The sequence below is a fragment of the Halovenus amylolytica genome (genome assembly GCA_004015825.1).
Taxonomy (GTDB): domain Archaea; phylum Halobacteriota; class Halobacteria; order Halobacteriales; family Haloarculaceae; genus Halovenus; species Halovenus amylolytica.
The window spans coordinates 99,970-120,984 of record SAYS01000015.1; the positions used below are offsets into that span (position 1 = coordinate 99,970).

Annotated in this window: 20 protein-coding genes and 1 tRNA gene; 15 read left to right on the forward strand and 6 right to left on the reverse strand. The window is 62.5% G+C overall.

What is annotated here, in order from left to right; genetic code table 11:
• Positions 1-110: 110 nt before the first annotated feature.
• The 3 genes from dinB to EOW68_RS12560 all read left to right on the forward strand — a co-directional run bounded on the left by dinB (position 111) and on the right by EOW68_RS12560 (position 2,595).
• Positions 111-1,382, forward strand: a complete 1,272-nt coding sequence (gene dinB, locus EOW68_RS12550; RefSeq protein WP_128225509.1) for a DNA polymerase IV — start codon at positions 111-113, stop codon at positions 1,380-1,382.
• Between the two features lie 164 nt (positions 1,383-1,546).
• Entirely contained in the window at positions 1,547-2,053 is a 507-nt protein-coding gene (locus EOW68_RS12555; RefSeq protein WP_128225510.1) for a helix-turn-helix domain-containing protein, read from the forward strand.
• Between the two features lie 47 nt (positions 2,054-2,100).
• Positions 2,101-2,595, forward strand: a complete 495-nt coding sequence (locus EOW68_RS12560) for a phosphopantetheine adenylyltransferase (RefSeq protein WP_128225541.1) — start codon at positions 2,101-2,103, stop codon at positions 2,593-2,595.
• Here EOW68_RS12560 and EOW68_RS12565 read toward each other — a convergent pair whose 3' ends face one another.
• A complete protein-coding gene (locus EOW68_RS12565) occupies positions 2,596-2,904 on the reverse strand; it encodes a transcription initiation factor IIB family protein (protein ID WP_128225511.1) in 309 nt (102 codons plus the stop codon).
• An 85-nt stretch (positions 2,905-2,989) separates the two neighbouring features.
• On the opposite strand from EOW68_RS12565, the gene EOW68_RS12570 reads away from it, so the two are divergent.
• From EOW68_RS12570 to EOW68_RS12600, 7 genes are all read left to right on the forward strand, one after another.
• Positions 2,990-3,074, forward strand: a tRNA-Leu gene (locus EOW68_RS12570).
• A 293-nt stretch (positions 3,075-3,367) separates the two neighbouring features.
• A complete protein-coding gene (locus EOW68_RS12575) occupies positions 3,368-5,008 on the forward strand; it encodes an ABC transporter substrate-binding protein (RefSeq protein WP_128225512.1) in 1,641 nt (546 codons plus the stop codon).
• 3 nt (positions 5,009-5,011) lie between these two features.
• The gene (locus EOW68_RS12580; protein ID WP_128225513.1) at positions 5,012-6,016 is read left to right on the forward strand and encodes an ABC transporter permease; all 1,005 of its coding nucleotides are present in this window, start codon (positions 5,012-5,014) and stop codon (positions 6,014-6,016) included.
• 1 nt (position 6,017) lies between these two features.
• Positions 6,018-7,082, forward strand: a complete 1,065-nt coding sequence (locus EOW68_RS12585; RefSeq protein WP_128225514.1) for an ABC transporter permease — start codon at positions 6,018-6,020, stop codon at positions 7,080-7,082.
• Between the two features lies 1 nt (position 7,083).
• Complete coding sequence (locus EOW68_RS12590; protein ID WP_128225515.1) at positions 7,084-8,247, forward strand: ABC transporter ATP-binding protein; 1,164 nt, start codon at positions 7,084-7,086, stop codon at positions 8,245-8,247.
• Positions 8,240-9,514 (forward strand): ABC transporter ATP-binding protein, encoded by a 1,275-nt coding sequence (locus EOW68_RS12595; protein ID WP_128225516.1) that lies wholly within the window; start codon positions 8,240-8,242, stop codon positions 9,512-9,514. The genes EOW68_RS12590 and EOW68_RS12595 overlap by 8 nt, the downstream gene beginning before the upstream one ends.
• A gap of 45 nt (positions 9,515-9,559) precedes the next feature.
• A complete protein-coding gene (locus EOW68_RS12600; protein ID WP_128225517.1) occupies positions 9,560-10,015 on the forward strand; it encodes a DUF7529 family protein in 456 nt (151 codons plus the stop codon).
• A 67-nt stretch (positions 10,016-10,082) separates the two neighbouring features.
• On the opposite strand, the gene EOW68_RS12605 is transcribed toward EOW68_RS12600, so the two are convergent.
• Positions 10,083-11,345 (reverse strand): MFS transporter, encoded by a 1,263-nt coding sequence (locus tag EOW68_RS12605; RefSeq protein WP_128225518.1) that lies wholly within the window; start codon positions 11,343-11,345, stop codon positions 10,083-10,085.
• 287 nt (positions 11,346-11,632) lie between these two features.
• Between EOW68_RS12605 and EOW68_RS12610 the strand changes: the two genes are divergently transcribed.
• Both EOW68_RS12610 and EOW68_RS12615 read left to right on the forward strand, forming a co-directional pair.
• The gene (locus tag EOW68_RS12610; protein WP_128225519.1) at positions 11,633-12,373 is read left to right on the forward strand and encodes an Lrp/AsnC family transcriptional regulator; all 741 of its coding nucleotides are present in this window, start codon (positions 11,633-11,635) and stop codon (positions 12,371-12,373) included.
• A gap of 178 nt (positions 12,374-12,551) precedes the next feature.
• A complete protein-coding gene (locus EOW68_RS12615; protein ID WP_128225520.1) occupies positions 12,552-13,934 on the forward strand; it encodes an APC family permease in 1,383 nt (460 codons plus the stop codon).
• Between the two features lie 6 nt (positions 13,935-13,940).
• Here the strand turns inward: EOW68_RS12615 and EOW68_RS12620 are convergent, their stop codons facing one another.
• The 3 genes from EOW68_RS12620 to EOW68_RS12630 form a co-directional block, all read right to left on the reverse strand.
• Positions 13,941-14,669, reverse strand: coding sequence for a universal stress protein (locus EOW68_RS12620; RefSeq protein ID WP_128225521.1), 729 nt, complete (start codon positions 14,667-14,669; stop codon positions 13,941-13,943).
• Positions 14,670-14,884: 215 nt separating this feature from the next.
• The gene (locus tag EOW68_RS12625) at positions 14,885-15,409 is read right to left on the reverse strand and encodes a hypothetical protein (protein ID WP_128225522.1); all 525 of its coding nucleotides are present in this window, start codon (positions 15,407-15,409) and stop codon (positions 14,885-14,887) included.
• 46 nt (positions 15,410-15,455) lie between these two features.
• Positions 15,456-17,081, reverse strand: coding sequence for a hydroxysqualene dehydroxylase (locus EOW68_RS12630; RefSeq protein ID WP_128225523.1), 1,626 nt, complete (start codon positions 17,079-17,081; stop codon positions 15,456-15,458).
• 267 nt (positions 17,082-17,348) lie between these two features.
• On the opposite strand from EOW68_RS12630, the gene moaA reads away from it, so the two are divergent.
• Together moaA and EOW68_RS12640 are read left to right on the forward strand one after the other, a co-directional pair.
• Complete coding sequence (gene moaA / locus EOW68_RS12635) at positions 17,349-18,416, forward strand: GTP 3',8-cyclase MoaA (RefSeq protein ID WP_128225524.1); 1,068 nt, start codon at positions 17,349-17,351, stop codon at positions 18,414-18,416.
• A 1-nt stretch (position 18,417) separates the two neighbouring features.
• A complete protein-coding gene (locus EOW68_RS12640; RefSeq protein WP_128225525.1) occupies positions 18,418-18,924 on the forward strand; it encodes a MogA/MoaB family molybdenum cofactor biosynthesis protein in 507 nt (168 codons plus the stop codon).
• Positions 18,925-19,128: 204 nt separating this feature from the next.
• Here EOW68_RS12640 and EOW68_RS12645 read toward each other — a convergent pair whose 3' ends face one another.
• Complete coding sequence (locus EOW68_RS12645; RefSeq protein ID WP_128225526.1) at positions 19,129-20,061, reverse strand: NAD-dependent epimerase/dehydratase family protein; 933 nt, start codon at positions 20,059-20,061, stop codon at positions 19,129-19,131.
• A 94-nt stretch (positions 20,062-20,155) separates the two neighbouring features.
• On the opposite strand from EOW68_RS12645, the gene EOW68_RS12650 reads away from it, so the two are divergent.
• Entirely contained in the window at positions 20,156-21,001 is an 846-nt protein-coding gene (locus EOW68_RS12650; RefSeq protein WP_128225527.1) for an RNA ligase family protein, read from the forward strand.
• Positions 21,002-21,015: the final 14 nt, after the last annotated feature.

The window sequence follows — 21,015 nt, forward strand, 5'->3', positions numbered from 1 at the left end:
AACGCAGTGAACGCCCTGGTTCGTGAGCGGCGACGGTTTCGTTTTTTGGAAATTCAGAACAGAAACCGTCGGCAGTCACGCTTTACTGTTCTCGCGTCGAAGGCACCGACATGCCACAGCGAGGTCGGCTACCGGGCGCGTCCGGTCCGGACCAGATCGTCTGTCACGCCGACATCGACTGTTTTTACGCGTCCTGCGAACGACTCCGGGAGTCGGCACTCCGCGGCGAACCCGTCGTCGTCGGGATGGGCTACGAGCCGGGCACCACGAACGGCGCGGTGGCCACGGCGAGCTACGAGGCCAGGGAGTTCGGTGTCGAGAGCGCACAGGCCATCTCGCAAGCACTCGACGCACTCCCGCGGAAGATCGACGCAGCGAAAGCCGACGACCAGTCCGTCGAGAAGGCTGGCTTCTATCGGCCCGTCGACATGGAGTACTACGAGTCCGTCGCGAGCGATATCAAGGCGATTCTCCACGAGCGGGCCGACACCGTCCGCGAGGTGAGCATCGACGAGGCGTATCTCGACCTGACCGAGCGCGTCGAGTGGGGAGGGGAGCTTCGCTCGTTCGCCGCAGAGCTGAAAGCCGAGATCCGCGAGGAGGTCGGGGTGACAGCGAGTCTCGGTATCGCGCCGACGATGAGCGCCGCGAAGGTTGCGAGTGATCACGACAAACCGGACGGCCTGGTCGTCGTCGAACCGGGCGATGTCCAGTCTTTCTTCTCGGATCTCGATGTCGAGGAAGTCCACGGCGTCGGGCCGGTGACAGCCGCCGAGATGCGGGAGATGGGAATCGAGACGGCTGGCGATCTGGCTACCGCAGATCCAGCGCGTCTCGAAGCGGCGTTCGGGGAGCGTGGCCGTCGCGTTCACCGGTTTGCTCGTGGGGAGGACGGCCGCGAAGTCGAACCGAAGGGCCGCCCGAAGAGCTTCTCCCGGGAGTCGGCCTTTACCGAGGCGACGACCGACGAGGAGCGCCAGCGTGAACGACTCCAGACGCTGGCCGAGGCTGTCGCTGGGCGAGCAGACCAGCGCGGTGTCCTCTATCAGACGATCGGGATCAAGGTCGTTACACCGCCGTTCGACGTCCACACGCGAGCGAACTCGTTGTCGGGGCCGGTCGCAGACGAGGAACTCGTCGTCGACGTCGCGACGGAACTGTTCGAGGAGTTCGACGGCGAGGAGATCCGTAAACTCGGCGTTCGTGTCTCGAATCTCTCTTTTGGCTCGGAGAGTCAGCCCTCGCTTGCAGCCTTCTCGGGGGAGACGGACGCCGATTCGGAGGATGAATCTGTCGATGCCGGGGCCGTGTCGAAGGGGCAACCGATTGGTAGCGACGTCGAACCACCGGAAGGTCAGTCGTCGCTTCGGGATTTCGACTGATATTGGTTGCTGTACATTCGGACAGATATTCGACCACCGTGAGAACGAGTGCTCACGAGGTCGCAATTCTTCAGTTCCGGATCGCCACCAGTATCAGTTTCGTATAACCACCAGTATGAGCCAAGGATTTTTATCAGGCAATCGCGTTCCTCCTTCTACGAGATATGTCTGCAGACGATACAGCTGACGGCGAACCCGGGACCGACGGCGCCGAAACTGATGATGCCTCACGGGACGTTCGCGAAAAAATAGAGGAAGAAGCAGACAAGGCAATCGAGCAGTTCGACGAGGGAGTAGTCGATCTCCTCTCCTGGATCCTTGAAACCGAAACGCGAGCGCGTATCTACATTCATCTCCGCCAGCATCCCGACAGCACGAGTGACGAAATCGCCGAGGGAACTGGCCTGTATCCGAGCACCGTTCGGGAGGCGCTCGCAGCACTGCACGAGGATGGGACTGTCACGCGGGGGAAACGCCAGAGTGAGGGCGCTGGGAACAACCCCTACGAGTACAGCGCGATCCCGCCGAGTGATCTCGTCGCCGAGGCTGTCGACGACGTACAGGGCCAGCTCAACGCCGTGTTCAATCTCGACCGGTATCTGGACGGGAGCGACGAGACCGACGACGAGCCCGTGACGATCAACGTCACTGAAGAAGACGAGTCGTCGTGACGGATCAATCCGAAGCCACTAAACATCGTGGTGCCATGCCAGAAGATATGCCTGTCGCGCTCGGTGGGACGTTCGATCCGGTTCACGACGGTCACCGTGCGCTGTTCGAGCGGGCCTTCGAACTCGGTGACGTGACGATCGGACTCACGAGCGACGAGCTCGCTCCGAAAACCCGCCACGAGGATCGCCCGATCCGGTCCTACGAGCGCCGCCACAGTGCGCTCGACGAGGTGCTGTCGACGCTCGCCACCGAGTACGACCGGCGCTACGAGATCCGGAAACTCACCGAACCGACGGGGATCGCGACGGAACCACAGTTCGACGTACTCGTGATCTCACCGGAGACGAAGACGGGCGGGAAGCGGATCAACGAGATCCGTCGAGAACGCGGCCACGACCCCCTGGAACTCGAAGTCGTCGATCACGTCTACGCCGAGGACGGAGAGATTATTTCCTCGACGCGGATCGTCCACGGTGAGATCGACGAACACGGCAATCTCACGCCGGACCGAGAGGGACGCGTCCGTTCCGACTGCGAATAATCACCACCCCGGTGGCTGCAGACCGGTCTCTTTTAACTGTTCTTTCCAGTGTTGCTGGACCGAGAGCCGAGAGACGCCGACAGCGTCGGCAACCTTCGTCTGGGAGCGCTGGTCGCCAGCGATCAATGCGCCGACGTAGAGTGAGGATGCCAGCTTCGCCTGTTTCGACCGTTCGGATTCGGGCACTGTCGAGAGGAAGACCTCGCGGGCGTGCGAGCGAGCGTCGGTCCCGAGATCGAGCCGGTCGGCTGCCTGTTCGAGAGTCTCCAGCCAGTCGGCGTTGTCCACTTCGTCGCTGGCGCGGTACACGCCTGACTGTAGTTCACACGGTGATATAAACGTTCCCGGCAGCAAGCGACACGTTCATTTGGGACGGTTGTAAACTGTGGACTGGGCGCGGGTAACCGAGCCAGGCCAAAGGTGCAGCGCTTAGGACGCTGTCCCGTAGGGGTCCGCCGGTTCAAATCCGGTCCCGCGCACTGAACAAAGACTGCGAGCGTAGCGAGCAGTTTGCAGTGAGGGAGCAGGAGCGGATTTGAATTAGAGACGACGCGCGCAGCGTAGCGAGCACGTCTTCGCGTGGTTCAAATCCGGTCCCGCGCATACTACCAGTACTGAACTTCACAGCGATCAGATAGATCTCTCACAAACTGCCAGCCTCGCCCAGACTGTCTGCGTAACCCCATCCGTTTCCAGTTTTATCCAACAATTTGTCCTTATCTATATTTTTATGGACATAATATATTTATGTTGCTCACCCAATTTCCTGGATATGTCTGACGAGAGACCGATTCAGCGACGAACATTTCTCAAAGCGAGCGGTGCAGCAGCGGCCACCGTCTCACTGGCTGGCTGTTCGAGTGGCGGTGACGACGGGAGTGATGACGACGGAAGCGACAACAACACGTCCGACGACGGGATGGACGACGGCAACACGACCGACGACGGTGACGATGGTGACGAGATGGCGGAGTTCGAGGTATCCATCACGCAGGGGAACATGCCCTCCGGTCTCGACCCCCACGACCACCGGGAGACACCGACCGACGTCGTGATGCTCCACGCCTACGAGGGCGTTCTGAATCGGGACGCCAGCGGGCAGATCCAGAACCGACTCGCCACCGAGTACGAGCGTGTCGAGGACGGACAGGCCCGCTTTACCATCCGTGAGGACGTCCAGTTCCACAACGGCGACGACCTCACGCCCGAGGATGTCGCCTACACCATCAACCGTATCGTCGACGAAGAGGTCGGATTCGCGAGCCCACAGAACGACCAGCTCGCCGGCGTCTCCGAGGCCGAAGTCGCCGACGACGCCCGGGCTGTCGACGTCTACTCTGATGGGCTCAACCCGACGGTCTTCTCCTCGTTTGCGACCTACTGCGACGTGATGCAACAGTCCTGGGTCGAAGAACGCGAGAAATCAGAGATCGGCCAGGATATGATGGGCACTGGCCCGTTCGAACTGGACAGCTACACCGAAGACCAGGAAGTCGTCCTCACCCGGAACGAGGACTACTGGAACGACCCCGCCGAGGTGTCGGAGGTTTCCTTCACTGCAGCGTCGGAGTCCAGCACGCGTGTCAACCAGCTACTCAACGGCGAGACAGATATTACAGTCAACGTCCCGCCCCAGGAGGTCAGCCGGGTGGAAAGTTCCGACAGCGCCAGAACCGAATCTGCGCCGAGTACCCGGATCCTCTACAACGGGATGCGGTACGACGTCGAGCCGTTCTCGGATCCGGATTTCCGACGGGCGATGAACTACGCCATCGATCTCGAAAGCATCGTCTCGAACGTACTGGAGGGTTTCGGCGATCAGACCGGGCAGCCGACGCTCGAAGGCTTCGTCGGCTACAACGAGGATATCGATCCGTACCCATACGAACCCGACACTGCAGAACAACTCGTCGAAGATAGCGGGCACGCGGGTGTGGAAATCGAGTTGCATACACCGAACGGTCGATATCTGAAAGATTTCGCGATCGCACAGGCAGTCGTCGGCTACATCGACGAACTCGAGAACGTGTCGGCGTCGGTCAACCAGCGTGATTTCGGTTCGCTGACCGACGATCTCCTGACCGGCAACATCGAGGACAAACCGCCGTGGTATCTCATCGGCTGGGGCGAGGCGACCTTCGACGGCGGGCTCGTCATCACGGCACTGCTGACGACCGACGGTGCGTTGAGCAGTTACAGCGACGACGAGGTCGATCAGCTGATGGCGGAGTCCGACGACCAGAGTGGTGACGAACGACAGGCAACGCTCGAGGAAGTGAACCAGCTCATCCACGACCGGGCGCCGTGGATCTTCCTCAACAGACAGTACAGCGTCTACGGGGCATCGGATCGGATCGACTGGGACGCACGCAGCGACGAGCGCATCGACGCCTACGAGATTTCCCGCCCGTAGCGGATGTCCCTCGCACGCTTTCTGCTTCGACGGAGCCTGCAGGGGATCTTCGTCATCTGGGGTGTCGTCACGGTCGTCTTCGGACTCCGGTTCATCGCGCCAGGGGCGCCGGAGAACGTATTGTTGCCACCCGACGTCAGCGAGGCGACCCGCCAACAGGTCGCGGCGGAACTCGGCCTCGATCAGCCCCTCTATCTGCAGTATTTCGATTATATCGTCGGGCTCCCCGTCGGGGATATGGGGACGTCGCTGGTCACCCGGACTCCGGCAAGTGGTCGCGTGCTCTCGACGCTGCCGGCGACGCTCGAACTGGCAATCGCAGCGACAGTCGTCGCGATCGTCATCGCGATCCCGCTGGGTGTCATCAGCGCGACGCGCCGGCACAAACCGGCCGACTACGGCGCGACGCTGTTCTCGCTCGTCGGAATCTCGACCCCCAATTTCTGGCTCGGGATCATGCTCGTCATCATCTTTTCCGTGCAAATCGGCTGGTTCCCCTCCAGTCGGCGGCCCGTCGGGATCGGTATCGATGCTATCCTCGCGGATCTGGTCGCCCTGCAACTGGAGGCCGCTGCCTCCGGACTGAGAGACTGGCTGTACTACATCACGCTGCCGGCGATCACACTCGGGACCTACTTCACCGCGCTGATTACCCGGCTGACAAGAAACGGGATGCTGGAGGAACTGGGCGAGGAGTACGTCAGGGCGGCCCGTGCGAAGGGGTTACCGGAGACACTGGTTCGGTACAAACACGCCCTTCGCAACACGCTCATCCCGATCATCACCGTGCTCGGACTCCAGCTAGGGACACTCATCGGTGGCGCAGTCATTACCGAGCGTGTCTTCCGATGGCCGGGGCTCGGGACGCTGATCATCAACTCGATTCAGGCACGCGACTGGCCCGTCGTCCAGGCCTCGATCATCATCATCGGGGTGGGGTTCGTCGTGCTGAATATCCTCGTCGACGCACTCTATACGTACATCAATCCACAGGTAGGTGAAAACTGAGATGCTATCACCACGTATCCGCCGGAGTCTCGTACGCCAGTTCCGAGAGAGCGCGATGGCAAAGATCGGTGTCGTTTTGATACTACTTATCGTCATCGTCGCGGTCTTCGCACCGTTTCTGGCGCCCCACGATCCGACAGCACAGGATCTGGATGTGTCCCAGCAACCACCGGTCGGATTCGGCAGCACCTCCACAGAGGAGGTTCCGGTCCAGGAAAACGGCAGCGTCGTCATCGAAGACGGCAACATCGTCACCGAGGAACGGACAGTGACAGAGAACACGAGCTGGTCACACGCGCTGGGGACCGATGGAAACGGTCGTGACGTCCTCTCACGGGTGATCTACGGTGCCCGAACCTCGATGATCGTCGGGATCGCCGGCACGCTGCTCGCGGCAGTGTTCGGCGTCGTCGTCGGGCTGACCGCGGGCTACTACGGCGGGCGCGTCGAGGACACGCTGATGCGCGCCTCGGATATCATGCTCGCCTTCCCGTCACTCGTCCTCGCTATTGCACTCGTCGGTGTCTGGGGGACTGCCGGGATCAAAATCCCCGACCCGCTGGTCGTCTCGGGGCTGTCGGAGACTATCAGATCGGCACTCGGTCTCGCGGTCGGGATGCCCGAGACTATCACTGTGCCGGGGACTGTCATCATCGTGGTCGCGCTGGTCAACTGGGTGTGGTTCGCACGTGTCGCCCGGGGCGAGGCGCTCTCGCTTCGCGGCCAGGAGTACGTCAAGGCGGCACGCGCCGTCGGCGCAAACAACAGCTACATCATCAGGAAACACGTCTTCCCGAACGCTATCACGCCGATCATGGTGCTCGCGACGATCCAGGTAGCAGCTATCATCTTGCTCGAAAGTGCCCTCTCTTTCCTCGGCTTCTCGGGGACGAACCTCTCCTGGGGATTCGATATTTCCCAGGGGAGACAGTTCCAGTCGACGTCGTGGTGGATCGCGACGATGCCGGGGCTGGCGATCGTTCTGACGGTGATCGGACTGAACCTGGTCGGCGACTGGCTCCGTGACGCACTCGATCCCGACATCGGCGGGGAGGGGGGTGTCTGAGATGGCCGACCCGATCCTCGACGTTCGTAACCTCTCGACGCAGTTTTTCACCGAGGAAGGACAGGTCAACGCCGTCGACTCGGTGAGTTTCACTGTCGAGGAGGGAGAGGTGTTCGGGATCGTCGGCGAGAGTGGCTCGGGCAAGAGCGTCACAGCCCTCTCGCTTATCGACCTCGTCGAATCCCCGGGCGATATCGTCGACGGGGAGATCTGGTACCGGAACGGGGAGCTTGCGGAGGCTGTCCGCGAGGACAGTCCTGATGCAGTCGATGGCACTGCTGTCGACCTACGACAGCTCTCGCCGTCGGCCCGCCGGTCGCTCCGTGGGCCGTCTTTCAGCATGATCTTCCAGGATCCGATGAGTAGCCTGAACCCGTCGCTGACGGTCGGCGAACAGATCGCAGAGGCCGTCGAGGTCCAGCGACGAGCCTCGGCCAACCCGCGGTCGACACGCTCGCGTACCCAGGGGTACGGGCTCGGCTCGCTGCTGTCGGGGCTGGTCTTCGACTCCCGGGAGTTCGTCAGATCGGAGAGCCGCGAGCGTGCAGTCGAACTGCTCGATCAGGTCGGCATCCCCGACCCGGAGGAGCGGGCGACCGAGTACCCCCACCAGTTCTCCGGCGGGATGCTCCAGCGGGCGATGATCGCACAGGCGCTGGCCGGCGAGCCGGATATTCTGATCGCCGACGAGCCGACTACAGCGCTGGATGTCACGATCCAGGCACAGATCCTCGACCAGCTCGCGGAGATCCAGGCCGCGCGCGGGATGACAATCGTCCTCATCACGCACAACCTGGGCGTCATCGCCCGGATGTGTGACCGTGTCGGTGTCATGTACGCCGGCGAGTTCGTCGAACAGGGCTCGCTCGAAGCTGTCTTCGACCGGCCGACCCACCCCTACACGCAGGGACTGCTCGCCAGCAGTCCGACCGTCGACGGCGCGGAGGGACGGCTCGAACCGATCGAGGGGAACGTGCCGAGTCTCGTCGACAGCGAGATGCCCGACCGGTGTTACTTCGCGGATCGCTGCCCGAAGGCGATGGAGGAGTGTCTCGATAAACCGCCGGAGTTACCGGTCGAAGACGGCCACTCCGCGAAGTGTTATCTCGCAGAGCAGGAGTACGATCCAGAAACTGCGCTCCCGGAGGGATACTTCGATGAGTAACGACCACGAGTCAGGGCCGGTGCCAGCCACGGCCGACACCGGGGAGCAGCCGCTCGTCAGCGTCCGGAATCTGGAGAAGTACTTCTACGAGGGCGACAGCATCGTCGACAAACTGCTCCGGACCGAATCAACTGCAGTACAGGCGGTCGACGACGTGAGTTTCGACATCCGCGCCGGCGAGACGCTCGGGCTGGTCGGCGAATCCGGCTGTGGGAAATCCACGACCGGGGAGACGCTGCTCCAGTTACAGGATCAGACCGGCGGAACAGTTTCCTTCGACGGCACCGAACTGGGTGAGACCGACGATCTCACCGAGTTCCGCAAGCGCGCACAGATCGTCTTCCAGGATCCGTTCGCGAGCCTGGATCCGCGGATGACCGTCGGGAGCATCGTTCGCGAACCCCTCGACATCCACGACGTCGGGACGCAGACAGAGCGCGAGGAGCGGGTCGAAGAGCTGATCGAGCGGGTCGGCCTCTCGGCTGACCAGCTCGAACGCTACCCACACGAGTTCTCCGGCGGCCAGCGACAGCGTGTCTGCATCGCCCGGGCGCTCGCACTCGAACCGGAGTTTATCGTCCTCGACGAGCCGACGAGTGCACTCGACGTCAGTGTCCAGGCACAGATCCTGAACCTGCTCGCGGATCTGCAGGACGACCTCGATCTCACCTACCTCTTTATCAGCCACGATCTGGGCGTCATCCGCTACATCTGTGACCGGATCGCGGTGATGTATCTCGGGGAGATCGTCGAGATCGCGCCGGCCGAGGAGATCTTCGAGGATCCACAGCACCCCTACACCGAGGCGTTACTGGAGAGCGTGCCGCGGGCCGACACCAGCGAACAGCAACGGGACGTCGACACGCTCGCTGGCGACGTCCCCTCCCCTCGTGATCCCCCCTCTGGCTGTCGGTTCCGCACCCGGTGTCCGAAGGTCATCCCCCCCGACGGCTGTTCGCTCGATCAGCCACAGTTCCGGGCTGTGATGGATCTTCGACAGCTCGTCGAGAACCGCGAGATCAGTATCGAGCAGGTGACCGACGAGTCGGAGCAGACGGAGTCCGACACCGTCGCCCGACAGCTTGCCGACCGGCTGATCGAGGTCGAGCTACCGACGGATCACGCGAGCTACATCCGGGAGGCGTTAGCCCACGTCGTCGAGGACGACTGGGAGACCGCCGAGCAACAGCTGCGGGAGCGCTACGAGAGCATTTGCGAGACCGAGCATCCGACCGGCGAGCGAGCGACCTGTCACCTCCTGGAGTGATCGCCAACCGCGGGATTTTTTGAGCTGGCAGCCGCCCGTTCGCCCGTGCCCCAGGACAGTCCCGTACCCGACGCGGTCGCCGATCACTGGACAGAGCTGTTAGACGACGCCCGCGCGACGGCCGCGGAGTACCGCGACCGTGGCTGGGACGTACTGCTCGTTCACACCGCAGATGCGACCGTCGTCGAGGAGGGGCTGGACGTACTCGTCCCGGACAACGAGTACGACGAGCTGATGGCGCTCGCAGCGCAGACCGACTTCGATAACTCCCGCGTGTTTGCCACTGCGGCGGGCGGGGTTCGCTTTCTGCTGATCGTCGTCGAAGCCACCGAAGCGAAACAGGCCGTCGCAGTCCCGGCGTATTTCGCCGTCGCCGAGGAACCCACGCTCCGCGAACAGGGGACGACGGCCGGCCTGTTGACCACCCAGCTCCGCGCTCTCGGCTCGGAGTCACAGGTAACGTTTACCCACGACGATCCGTCGATTTTCTTTTCGGAGTGACGACTGGCAGTTGCTCCGGTATCAGACGACGGTACTTCCAGGTCCTCGACGATCATATAACCGGAGATCATGGGCCTGTTTTGATTTGCACGACCAGTGAGAGTGCGAGTACCAGAGCGACAGCCGCGAAGCCAGCAAGCAAGAGGAAGACAGCTGTCGGCGAGCCGTAGGTGAGCACAGCGCCCGTAATCGAGGCACCGAGTGCGCCGATCCCGAAGATGGCCAGGTAGGTGTAGCCAAAAGAGAGCCCCCGGTGTTCGGCCGGCGAGTGGTTGGCGATCGTCGCCTGGCTGAGTGGCTGCATCGCGAACAGGGCAAAGCCCAGTGCCACGCTGACGAACAGCAACGTCGGCAGCGTTCGAGAGGCGGGCACGAACAGCAACGCGATCGTGACCAACGCAGCGAGCATGATCGCGAGTCCGCGCTCGGGCTGGATCGCGTCGGTCAGCCGGCCGCCGACGTACTGTCCGCCGATCCCGACCGCTAACAGTCCCGCGTACAGATACCGCGAGAGATCGAACTCGCTGCCGACACGGTCGTCCGACACCAGTCCGATCCCCTCCTCCGGCGCGACGTCGAGCAGCGGATCGAGGAAGTCACCGAGCAGCCCCGGCAGAAAGGTCAGCATGCCGCGGTAGTACAGCCCGTTGAAGAGGACGAGCACGAAGACGATCAGGAAGCTGGCGGTGAACAGTCCCCGCGAGGCGGTGAGAAACTCCCTGACGGAGTCGATCTCGGTCGTGGGGGCCTCGCCACCATCAGCAGCGGCGACCGCCGCCGACTCGTCGAACTCGACAGTTAGCCCGGCGACAGCAGCCGCGAGTGCCGGCACGGCGAGCACCGTCGCGGCGGTCCGCCAGTCGAACGCCAGCAGGAGAAGCGCCGTGACGAACGGGCCGCTCGCGATCCCGACGTTGCCGGCCATCCCGTGGTAGGCAAAGGCGGAGCCGCGCTCTTCGACGCCGTTGCTGATCAACGCCAGCCCTGCCGGGTGGTAGACGCTCGCTGCCAGTCCCCAGACAGCGATGGCGACGGCGATGCCGCCGACTCCGGGCATCACCCCGAGCAGCAGGAAGGACGCTCCCATCCCGAACAGGCAGGCGACGATGAGCCGTCGGGAGCCAAACCGGTCGACGAGGAGTCCACCGGGGAGCGCACCCACGCCGAACAGCCCGTAGCCGACGGCGACGACGGTCCCCAGTGTCGCAGACGTGACCGGAAACTCGACCAGCCAGACCGTCATCAGGATCGGAATCGACAGCTCGTAGATGTGGACCATGCTGTGTCCAGCCATCGTGAAGCCGGTTATCGCGCGGTCGTTCCGGTTCATCGGCGCTCACCATCGGCGCACGGCGGGGACTCCGCCATCGACACGCCAGTTTTCATCCGTACTCACGGTACGGGGTCCTCACTCAATGGTGTTTTTCTTGGCATCTGACGGCTCACAGCCGACGCAGGCTTCGAACCGAAACTGTCGACCTCGTGGTAGCCGCTGGTCGAACGATCCACGGGGTGGAAAAGCAGTGGTGGCATCGGCGTCGACGACTTCATCTGATCCGCCTCGGCTGCCCGTTCGAGAACCCAACTGCTAAGATTCGGCTGTGCGGAGACGTAGCTATGAGCCACCGTCTCGACGAGATCGATCGCCAGATTATCTACGCGCTGATGGACGACGCCCGGAACACGTCCGCGCCGATGATCGCGGAGGATCTGAACGTCTCGGCCGGGACGATCCGAAACCGGATCGACCGGCTCGAAGCAGAGGGGGTCATCCAGGGGTACACCGCGACGGTCGATTTCGAGCAGGCAGACGGGCGACTCACGACGCTGTATATGTGTACGGTCCCGGCTGCAGAGCGAGAACGACTCGCACTCGCAGCCCAGTCGATTCCCGGTGTAATCAACGTCCGCGTGCTGATGGCCGGTCGGCGTGACCTCCACGTGGTCGCTGTCGGCGAGAGTACGGCGGATCTCCGGGAGATCGCCCGGTCGCTGTCGGAACTCGATATCCAGATCGAGGACGAAGAGCTCGTCCAGACCGAGATCCGCTGTCCGTACATGCCATTCGGTCCGGACGCTCCCTCGTCCGACGCGACCGGCGTCGTCACGCTCGCTGATGGCTCGGAAATCATCGAAGTCGTCGCCTCGGAGGGTGCTCCCGTCGTCGGCAAATCTCTCGGCCGTGCCCGCGAGGACGGCGTGCTCCCAGCGGATGTCCTCGTCACGTCGATCGAGCGTGACGGCGCGATTATTCGACCGGACGAGGAAACCGTTCCCGAGGCTGATGATATCGTGACGGTTATCCCACAGGAAAGCTCCAGAGACGAGGTTCTGGCTGCCTTCTCCGACTCGGACTGACGGGGCGGTCGACAATCCTCCGCGTTCTGTGCTGCTTCACTCCGTTCACACTACATCCGAGAGAGTTCTCCCTCCCCTGAAGTATCGAAATTCGAATACTTCTGCGGCATCAAAAAATATACTAGGTATAATTTACGCATTCAGAATACTTTACCGTATACAGGCCAACCATACGGTAATGCCCGAGAGCGATCTCGAACGAAGTCTGGGTCTGTATTCGACGATGATGATCAGTATGGGTGCGATGATCGGGAGTGGGATTTTTGTCCTGCCCGCGCTTGGCTACAAGAAGGCCGGACCGGCGGTCGTGTTTGCGTACGTACTGGCCGCACTCGTCGTCCTTCCCGCGGCACTCTCGAAAGCAGAGATGTCGACAGCGATGCCCGAGTCCGGGGGAACGTATCTGTACATCGACCGTGCGCTTGGGCCGCTGTTCGGGACGATCGCCGGTATCGGTGCGTGGTTCTCGCTGGTGTTCAAGAGTTCGTTCGCGCTGGTGGGACTGGGGGCGTACCTCCTGCTTTTCGCCCCCATCTCCCAGGGACAGATCGAGTTCGTTGCGCTGGGACTGGGCGTGCTGGTCGTCGTCCTCAACATTTCGGGGACGGAACTCAGCGGCCGGGTGCAGGCAATCATCGTGAGTCTGGTGATCGCCGGCCTCACCGCGTACACGGCCAACGCCGGCTTCATTGGTGACACCAGCCGGTTTACACCCCTTGCCTCGGACGGCACCGGAGGGGTCATCACCGCCGCAGCGTTCGTCTTCGTCTCCTATGCCGGTGTGACCAAGATCGCGAGCGTCGCCGAGGAGGTGAAAGATCCCGGCAAGAACCTGCCCCGCGCGATGCTCGGCTCGCTCGGAATCATGACGGTGATCTACATCGCCGTCGTCGCAGCCATCATCGGACTGAGCGATCCCGAGACGCTCAAGACGGGTGGTCCGGGGGGGACTGCTTCGCTGACGCCGATGGCCGACGGTGCGGCGGCGCTGTTCGGTGGCTTCGGTGTCCTCATCATCTCGGTGATCGCGGTGGTCGCACTGACGAGTATGGCAAACGCCGGGATCCTCTCCTCCTCGCGGTTCCCACTGGCGATGAGCCGTGATAGACTCCTCCCGCCGGATCTGCAGACCATCGATACCCGGTTCAAAACGCCCCGGAACTCGATCCTGCTGACTGGCGCAGTGTTGCTCGCGCTGATCGCCTTCGTCCCGGTGATCGAACTGGCGAAACTCGCCAGCGCGTTCCAGATCCTCGTCTTCTCGTTCGAAAGTGTTGCACTTATTGCATTCCGGATGGCTGATCTCCCCTCGTACGAACCCGAGTTTATCGCCCCTGGCTACCCCTATATCCAGATCTTCGGCATCGCCGGTGGCTTCCTGTTGCTCACGCAGATGGGCATCATGCCGATACTCGGTGCGGTCGGCATCATCGCTGGTGGGGCAGCTATCTACCTGTTCTACGGCCGGTCGCGGGTCGACCGAACCGGCGCAATTCAAAAATTCATCGAACAGCGCCGCGGTGAGGACGAACACGACACTGTCTCCGTGAAGACTGACTGACGACCCTCAGTCGTCGCTGTCCGTCGGTTCGTAGTCCCGCCGAACGACGATCACGGGATCACGGGTCTCCTTCTGGATTCGATCCGGGAGCGTCCCGAAGACGTGATCGCTCAGGCCCGACTGTGCCTCGTACATCACGACTGCATCGTAGTCGTCGGCGGCCGCGAGAATCTCCTCGTCGTGTTTCCCGCCGTCGATCACGAGTGTATCGACCGCCTCGGGATCGAAGCCGGCGTCGATCAGCCCCTCGCGGGTTTTCTCGACGATCGCTTCGGCCCGCTCGTGGCTCTCGTCGCCTTCGGCGACGTGAAACAGCGTGATCTCCTGTGTCGAATCTTCACAGAGCACGTCGATGAACTCCGGCAGACGACTGAACTCGGCAACGGCCGGAATCGGGACGAGAATCCGGTCGATTCCCTCCGTCGGCGCCGGGTTGAGTTCCGCGGCACAGTCCTCTTCGACCATGATCCGATCGACCGTCGCACCGCGCTCTTTCCCGAAGACCAGTCTGGTTCTGACCGAGGCGCCTGCCTCGCGGAACTGGTCGGCGAGGTCGTCCAGCGTCGCCTGAGCTTCCTCCCCGAACTGCTCGCGGGCCATATCCCGCGGTGTCTGCTCGGGCACCGCGAAGTGACCGAGCAACACGATATCCAGTGACGAGAGATCCTCGACGAGCACGGGCGAGAGGGGTTCGTGGTCCGGTAGCTCGAACGGGACGAGCACTGTATCTACCATACGAATACTACGAGGTTCCGACAAAAAACAAACCCGGTTGCGCGCGGCCCTCGATCGGAGTGTGCCCCGTTTCATACGGATTTTTGCGGTACTTTTCGGTACGACCACGAAAACCAGGCTCCCTCAACTCCGAATCAGTACCCGGCGTCGACGGCCAGTGGCCGTCTGCTCGGGAGACAGAGTCTCCCCCTGGTACAGACTCGCAATAATCAGTATCAGGGACAGTCGGTCTCGTCGACGGGCTGTCGCTCCGGGCCCTGATCGATGGCCTGCGTCGCGCCCGAGTCGAGTGTGACCACCATCGCCTGTCCACCGTAGCCGTCTGTCTGGTCGTGACCGCGGACGACGACACAGTCCACGTCGTCGGGAATCTCGATCGTTTCGGAGCGCGTGAATGGCTGCTGGGAGTGTGCGTGCAAGAGTGCACGCCGGCCAAGCTCGGTCCCGTCGAGCCGTTCGACCTGCCACCAGTTCGCGTAGCCGTCCTCGCCATCGTCGTCGTGGTGCAGCGTCACATCGAAGTCGTAGCTGCGACCACTCGCTTCGACGGCAACGTCGACGACGTTCGCTTCCCGGAGATCGAGTTCCTCGGCTGCGGGGTCAGTCCCTCCCGATCCGTCCGGGTCTGATCCATCCGGGGTTGAACTGTCGTCGGTTTCGTTACAGCCAGCCAGCACTCCGACCGCTACCAGACCTGTGACGCCGGCGAGGAGGCGACGCCGGCCGAGGGGTTGTTGCATACAGCCCGTTTCTGGCCCCCGAGTGATAAACCGTCACAACTCCGCTTCAGGCGCTCCCCGAGAGTCGACTGGTAACAGATCGCAGCGACTGTGTCACTTCTGCCGGGTGGGGCAACCCCAGCCGGTACCGGATTCGATCCTGGCGTTTGAACGGTTCGAAGAGGCTCGGCTCCTGGAGTTCCCAGATCCGGGCCCGCTCGCTGATCCCGCGGCGGTCGAAGATCGCGTTCGCCGCGCGCCGGCCGGCCTCGTTGGCCGACTCCATCGAGGCGAGATCGGAGTTCGTCCGGACGTAATCGCTCGCGAGCGTCAGATTCTCGATGCCGACGTCGGCCGGGGGTCTGTTCTTCAGTGAGCCGACCGTGTTGATCAGAAGCGGCGAGCGGTTCTCGACGCCCTCGTCGGTTTCGACGATCGCCGGATCGAGGAAGTAGTCGACGAGCATCTCGTCGGAGAGCTGTCGCTCCTCGGTGTTGAGGTGTGTTTTCAGCTGTGCCCAGATCTCCGTTGCGATCTCCTCGCGTGTACACTCCCTGGCCGGTTTCTCGTGGAGGATGCCGGGCGTGTCCCAGTCCGAGGCGATCACCGAGAGAACACCCTCGACCTCTTCGGGGCCACGACCGTCGACATCGTAGTCGGTCCAGAACTGCCGCTGGGAGATCGAGGTCAGCGCCCACGGGGCGTCGGCATACACCTGGTGGCCTCGCGAGAGGCTAACATCCTCTGTGAGATAGAACTGGATCCCGTTCATCCAGGCCGTATCCAGCCGATCGATTCTGGCCAACTCCGGGGCTGCCCGGGCCATCCCCGGTGTGACGAAACTGGGCGCGACCTCGACCGGGACCGCGAGGACGAACTCGTCGGCGGTCACCGCCTGGCCGTCAGCGAGCACGGCAGCTGTGACCCGCTGGCCGTCGAAGTTCAGTTTCCGGGCTGGCCGCTGGGCGTGGAGGTCGACACCCAGCGAATCCAGATACGAGGTCCAGGGATCGATCCAGGCCTCGTTGGTCGGTGCGTTCAGTATCTGTTCTGTCGGACGGTTCGGATCGAACTGGCCGAGCAGGAGCTGTGTGTAGATCGACCCGACCGTTCGGGCGCTGCCGACCTGTGGCCGGAGCGCGACGAGCGCCTGGACGGCGTAGCCGAGCCGGTCGCGAAACTCCGGCGAGCGGTTCTCGGCGTCGATAAAGTCCCACCACGAGACCTCGTCGAGTTCCCGTTCGCGGCGTTTCTCGCAGGCGGTGAGGATGTAGAGTAGTCGCTCGATCAGAAACCGTACGTCTTTCCGCGGTAGATCCTCGGCGAAGGCGGGCTGGACGGCATCGAGCCACTCGCGCAACGAATCCGGAGTACTGCTGTTTGCGAGCCGGTTTCGACCGTCGATCTCTGCGATCAGCGTCTCCTCTGTCTCGACGAGGTTGTCGGCGACAGTGCCGGTCCCGTCCGGAATCCGCTCCATCGTCTCGGTGACGTGTCGGTAAAACGCCGGAAAGAACCGGAAACCGTGCTCACCGTGTAGCGGGTTCGCGTGGTCGGTCGCGTCCATCGACCGTGCCTTCCCGCCAAAGCGGTCGTTGGCCTCGAAGACCGCGACGTCGAGGTCCCGCTCCGCGAGTTCGTGGGCTGCCGAGAGCCCGCCGATACCGCCGCCAACTACGGCAACGTCTGGCATATCAATAGAAACGGACTTCTCGGGCTTAGCCCCACGGCCTAACTAGTCACCCATGGCGGCTGTTCGGAATGTCTGCCGACTCGTCGGCGATGTCGCCACTGCCGGAACGACGACGCTGCCCGCTCGTGAGCGTAACCGGTTTCCGCAACACTGCGAGTTGCCGTCTGTCAGCAGGCTTTGGGAGTCCGAATCGTATCTTACTGCTTTACCGACTCTGTGTTGGGGGCTACCACAGTATTATATATGTTGCTACATAAATAATGAAGTATGCCCCTGGAAGACGATTTCGGTCGGGATGTAACGGGGATTCGTATCTCGCTGACCGATCGATGTAACTTCGATTGCGTGTACTGCCACAACGAGGGGTTGGGTGACACCCGCGGCCCGATGGATCCACAGGACGACGAGATGAGCGCCGACGAGGTTATCCGGATTCTCGAAGTGGTTTCCGACCTCGGCGTCGACTCCGTCAAATTCACCGGTGGCGAGCCGATGCTCCGCGACGATCTCGAAGAGATCATCCGGCGAACCCCCGACGAGATGGAGGTCTCGATGACGACGAACGGCACGTTCCTGCCCGGACGCGCACCTGACCTCGTCGATGCCGGCCTCGAACGAGTCAACGTCTCACAGGACGCACTCGACAAGGAGCATTTCGCGGAGTTGACCAAGAGTGGCGCCTACGACCGCGTCATCGAGGGTGTGGAGGCGGCGCTGTCGGCCGGACTCGCGCCGGTCAAACTCAACATGGTCGTCTTCGAGCCCACCGCCGGCTACGTCCCGCAGATGGTCGATCACGTCGCCAGAAACGAGGGACTGCGCCTCCAGCTCATCGAGTACATGCCCGAAATCTCCGGCCATCCGGAGTGGGCGATCGATATCGAGCGCGTCCACGGCTGGCTCGAAGAGCAGGCCCACCGGATCGAACGCCGCGAGATGCACGGCCGCCGCCGGTACTTCGTCGAGGCCGGCGCTGTCGACGACGTCGATTCGACCGTTGCGCTCGAAAACAGCGGTGTCAACCCAACCGGAACCGAACAGCCCGAGGAAGGTCTCGTCGAGGTGGTCGACCCCGTCGAGAACGCCCAGTTTTGCGCCAACTGCCACCGCGTCCGGGTGACCCACGACGGCAAGTTCAAGGGCTGTCTGAACCGTCACGACGACCACCGGTCGATGGGGTCGATGAGCCGCGACGAGATCCGCGAGACGTTCGAACAGACCGTCGCAAATCGTGTCCCCTACTACGGCGAGTATCTCGTCAAGGAGGACGGCGAATGGGTACCAAACGAGGAGTATATCGACGTCCTGGACCAATCGGCTGCCGCTGACGACTGATATGAGCGAGGAGAAAGTCCACCCACACGAGGAAGTCGACCAGATCGCCTTCGGCGTCGTGACCGTCTCTTCGAGTCGAACGCTCGAAGAGGACGAATCGGGAGACTCGATCGCCGAGGCCATCGAAACCGACGGAAAGGCTGTCGCCACCCGAAAACTGGTCACCGACGACCGCGAGAAGATCGCAGCGACGGTCGAGGCGCTGGTCGAACGGCCGGATATCGACGCCATCGTCTCGACCGGCGGGACCGGGCTCTCGCCGGAGGACGTGACCGTCGAGGCTGTGCGCCCGTTGCTCGATCAGGAGATTCCCGGTTTCGGCGAACTCTTTCGGTATCTCTCCTACGAGGATGTCGGGCCACACGCGCTGCTCTCGCGGGCCTTTGCGGGCTCACGGGACGGCGTCGTGATCTTCTGTCTGCCGGGGAGCGAGCAGGCTGCGACTTTCGGTACCGAGGAGCTCATTTTGCCGACTGTCGCGCATATTCTCGGTCATACGCAGGGGTAGCAGACGTTTTATTGTGCTAAACCGCACCTGCCAGCAGTCAGAACAGCGAGAAAGCCCAGCCTGGAAAACACATCGGGCGGGACTGAAAGGGGCGAGGCTTTCTTGCTGTTCTCAACAGTGTTCCCGGGGTCGTTTTCTCGTGAGGGGCTTTCTTGCTGTCTAAGGCGGTTTCCGTATTGCCCTTCTGTCACCTTCCAAAACCAACTACGACTCTTCGCCCCGGAACCACTCGACAGTCCGTTCGAGGCCCTCCCGGAGCGGGACAGAGGCCTCGAAATCCAGGTTCGCTTTCGCCTTCGAAACAGCCGCCCTGGAGTGATCGATATCGCCCTCGCGGGGGTCAGTGTGGACAATATCGCTGTCGGTGTCGGTAATGTCCTGGATCAGTTCGGCGAGTTCGCGGATCGTCACAGAGTCGCCGGTGCCGACGTTGTACCCTGCTCCGACCGCCGCTGTCCCTGCGGCGGCAACGTTGGCGTCGACGATGTCGTCGATGTAGACGAAATCCCGCGTCTGCTCACCGTCACCCTCGACCGTGATATCCTCGCCCGCCAGTGCCTGTTCGATGAAGATGCTAATGACGCCCGCGTAGTCGCCGCCGGTCTGGCCCGGGCCGTAGGCGTTGAAATACCGCAAGGCGACTGTGTCGGTGCCGTAGCGATCGTGATACAGTCGCGCGTAGTGGTCACAGGCGAGTTTGTCGAGACCGTAGGGCGAGGTGGGCTCTTTCGGGTGATTCTCGGTGATCGGGATCTCCGCTGGACGGCCGTAGATCGCTGCACTCGACGCGAGGACGACCCGGGTGTCCTGGCTGCGCGCTGCTTCGAGAATAGTCAGCGTTCCCTCGACGTTGTTGTCGTGGCTCTCGGTCGGAACTTCGACCGACCGATCGACGCTGACGAGGGCTGCCTCGTGGAAGACGCAGTCGACGCCAGCTATCGCGTCCGCGACAGCGGATTCGTCGCGGATATCCCCTTCGATAAACTCCGCCTCGGCCGGGACGTTCTCTCTGTCGCCGCTGACGAGCGAGTCCAGGACGACGACGTCGTTGTCCCGACAGAGGCGGTCGGCGAGTCGCGAGCCGATGAAGCCAGCGCCACCGGTGACGAGAATACGCTGATCCTGTAGAGCGGTCATCGTCTGGTTGTGGTCGGGCCTGTGGTTTAGTTATACCCTCCAAATAACTCGTCGTGAGACGAACTTCCAAGGTTGCCGGACCCTACGACCGAGTATGAAGGCGTTCCCCTCGATTCCTCGCCGCGCGAACGCACCCGCGGAGCTGTTCCAGACCGGCCACCTCTGGCTGCTCGAAAAGGTCGACGGTGCGAACTTCCGCTTCCAGCTCCAGCAGTCGGGACAGCTCCGCTTTGGCGACCGCAACCGCGTCTACCAGGACCCGACGAACGTACCAGATCCCTCCCAGCACGCAGTCCGTCACGTACAGACGCATCTCGACCGCGAGGCGCTCCGGGCGGCCGTCGACGACGTCGAGGAGATCGTCTTCTTCGGCGAGGCGATGCACAGACACACCATCGAATACGACTGGGACCGGACACCTTCGTTTCTCGGCTTCGACATCTGGTCGGCCGACGACGAGGCGTTCCGGCCGCCGGGTGCGGTCAACCGGATCTTCGAACGGCTCGGACTCCAGCCGGTCAACGCTGTCGAACGGGAGCTGTCGGCGCGGGATTTCGACCCCGACTCGTACTCGATTCCACAGTCGGCGTGGTACGACGGACCCGCCGAGGGTGTCGTCGTCCGGAACAAGCGCGGCCAGCGCGCGAAACTGCTCCACCCGAAATTCCAGGAAGTCGAGGACACTATCCCGGTCGATGCGTCGGCCGAGGAACTGGCAGCAAAATACGCCACGGAGCGTCGATTCGAGAAACTCGTCGGAACGTTCGCGGACCGCGGCCAGGCTGTCAGCTTCGACGCACTGTACGACCGGGTCATTGAAGATATCCTCCGCGAGGAGCACAAACGGCTCTATCACGGCAGCCAGGAGATAGATCTGAGTACGTTCCGATCAGAGGTCGCCGCGCGAACGCAAGCGTTTCTCGACGACTACTGGGAGTGAATCCCTGCACCCGG

Excerpts from the sequence above, each read along its gene's own strand:
- dinB (WP_128225509.1), top strand. The coding sequence starts at position 111 with ATGCCACAGCGAGGTCGGCTACCGGGCGCGTCCGGTCCGGACCAGATC.
- EOW68_RS12555 (WP_128225510.1), top strand. The coding sequence starts at position 1,547 with ATGTCTGCAGACGATACAGCTGACGGCGAACCCGGGACCGACGGCGCC.
- EOW68_RS12560 (WP_128225541.1), top strand. The coding sequence starts at position 2,101 with ATGCCTGTCGCGCTCGGTGGGACGTTCGATCCGGTTCACGACGGTCAC.
- EOW68_RS12575 (WP_128225512.1), top strand. The coding sequence starts at position 3,368 with ATGTCTGACGAGAGACCGATTCAGCGACGAACATTTCTCAAAGCGAGC.
- EOW68_RS12580 (WP_128225513.1), top strand. The coding sequence starts at position 5,012 with ATGTCCCTCGCACGCTTTCTGCTTCGACGGAGCCTGCAGGGGATCTTC.
- EOW68_RS12585 (WP_128225514.1), top strand. The coding sequence starts at position 6,018 with ATGCTATCACCACGTATCCGCCGGAGTCTCGTACGCCAGTTCCGAGAG.
- EOW68_RS12590 (WP_128225515.1), top strand. The coding sequence starts at position 7,084 with ATGGCCGACCCGATCCTCGACGTTCGTAACCTCTCGACGCAGTTTTTC.
- EOW68_RS12595 (WP_128225516.1), top strand. The coding sequence starts at position 8,240 with ATGAGTAACGACCACGAGTCAGGGCCGGTGCCAGCCACGGCCGACACC.
- EOW68_RS12605 (WP_128225518.1), bottom strand. The coding sequence starts at position 11,345 with ATGAACCGGAACGACCGCGCGATAACCGGCTTCACGATGGCTGGACAC.
- EOW68_RS12610 (WP_128225519.1), top strand. The coding sequence starts at position 11,633 with ATGAGCCACCGTCTCGACGAGATCGATCGCCAGATTATCTACGCGCTG.
- EOW68_RS12615 (WP_128225520.1), top strand. The coding sequence starts at position 12,552 with ATGCCCGAGAGCGATCTCGAACGAAGTCTGGGTCTGTATTCGACGATG.
- EOW68_RS12620 (WP_128225521.1), bottom strand. The coding sequence starts at position 14,669 with ATGGTAGATACAGTGCTCGTCCCGTTCGAGCTACCGGACCACGAACCC.
- EOW68_RS12625 (WP_128225522.1), bottom strand. The coding sequence starts at position 15,409 with ATGCAACAACCCCTCGGCCGGCGTCGCCTCCTCGCCGGCGTCACAGGT.
- EOW68_RS12630 (WP_128225523.1), bottom strand. The coding sequence starts at position 17,081 with ATGCCAGACGTTGCCGTAGTTGGCGGCGGTATCGGCGGGCTCTCGGCA.
- moaA (WP_128225524.1), top strand. The coding sequence starts at position 17,349 with ATGCCCCTGGAAGACGATTTCGGTCGGGATGTAACGGGGATTCGTATC.
- EOW68_RS12640 (WP_128225525.1), top strand. The coding sequence starts at position 18,418 with ATGAGCGAGGAGAAAGTCCACCCACACGAGGAAGTCGACCAGATCGCC.
- EOW68_RS12645 (WP_128225526.1), bottom strand. The coding sequence starts at position 20,061 with ATGACCGCTCTACAGGATCAGCGTATTCTCGTCACCGGTGGCGCTGGC.
- EOW68_RS12650 (WP_128225527.1), top strand. The coding sequence starts at position 20,156 with ATGAAGGCGTTCCCCTCGATTCCTCGCCGCGCGAACGCACCCGCGGAG.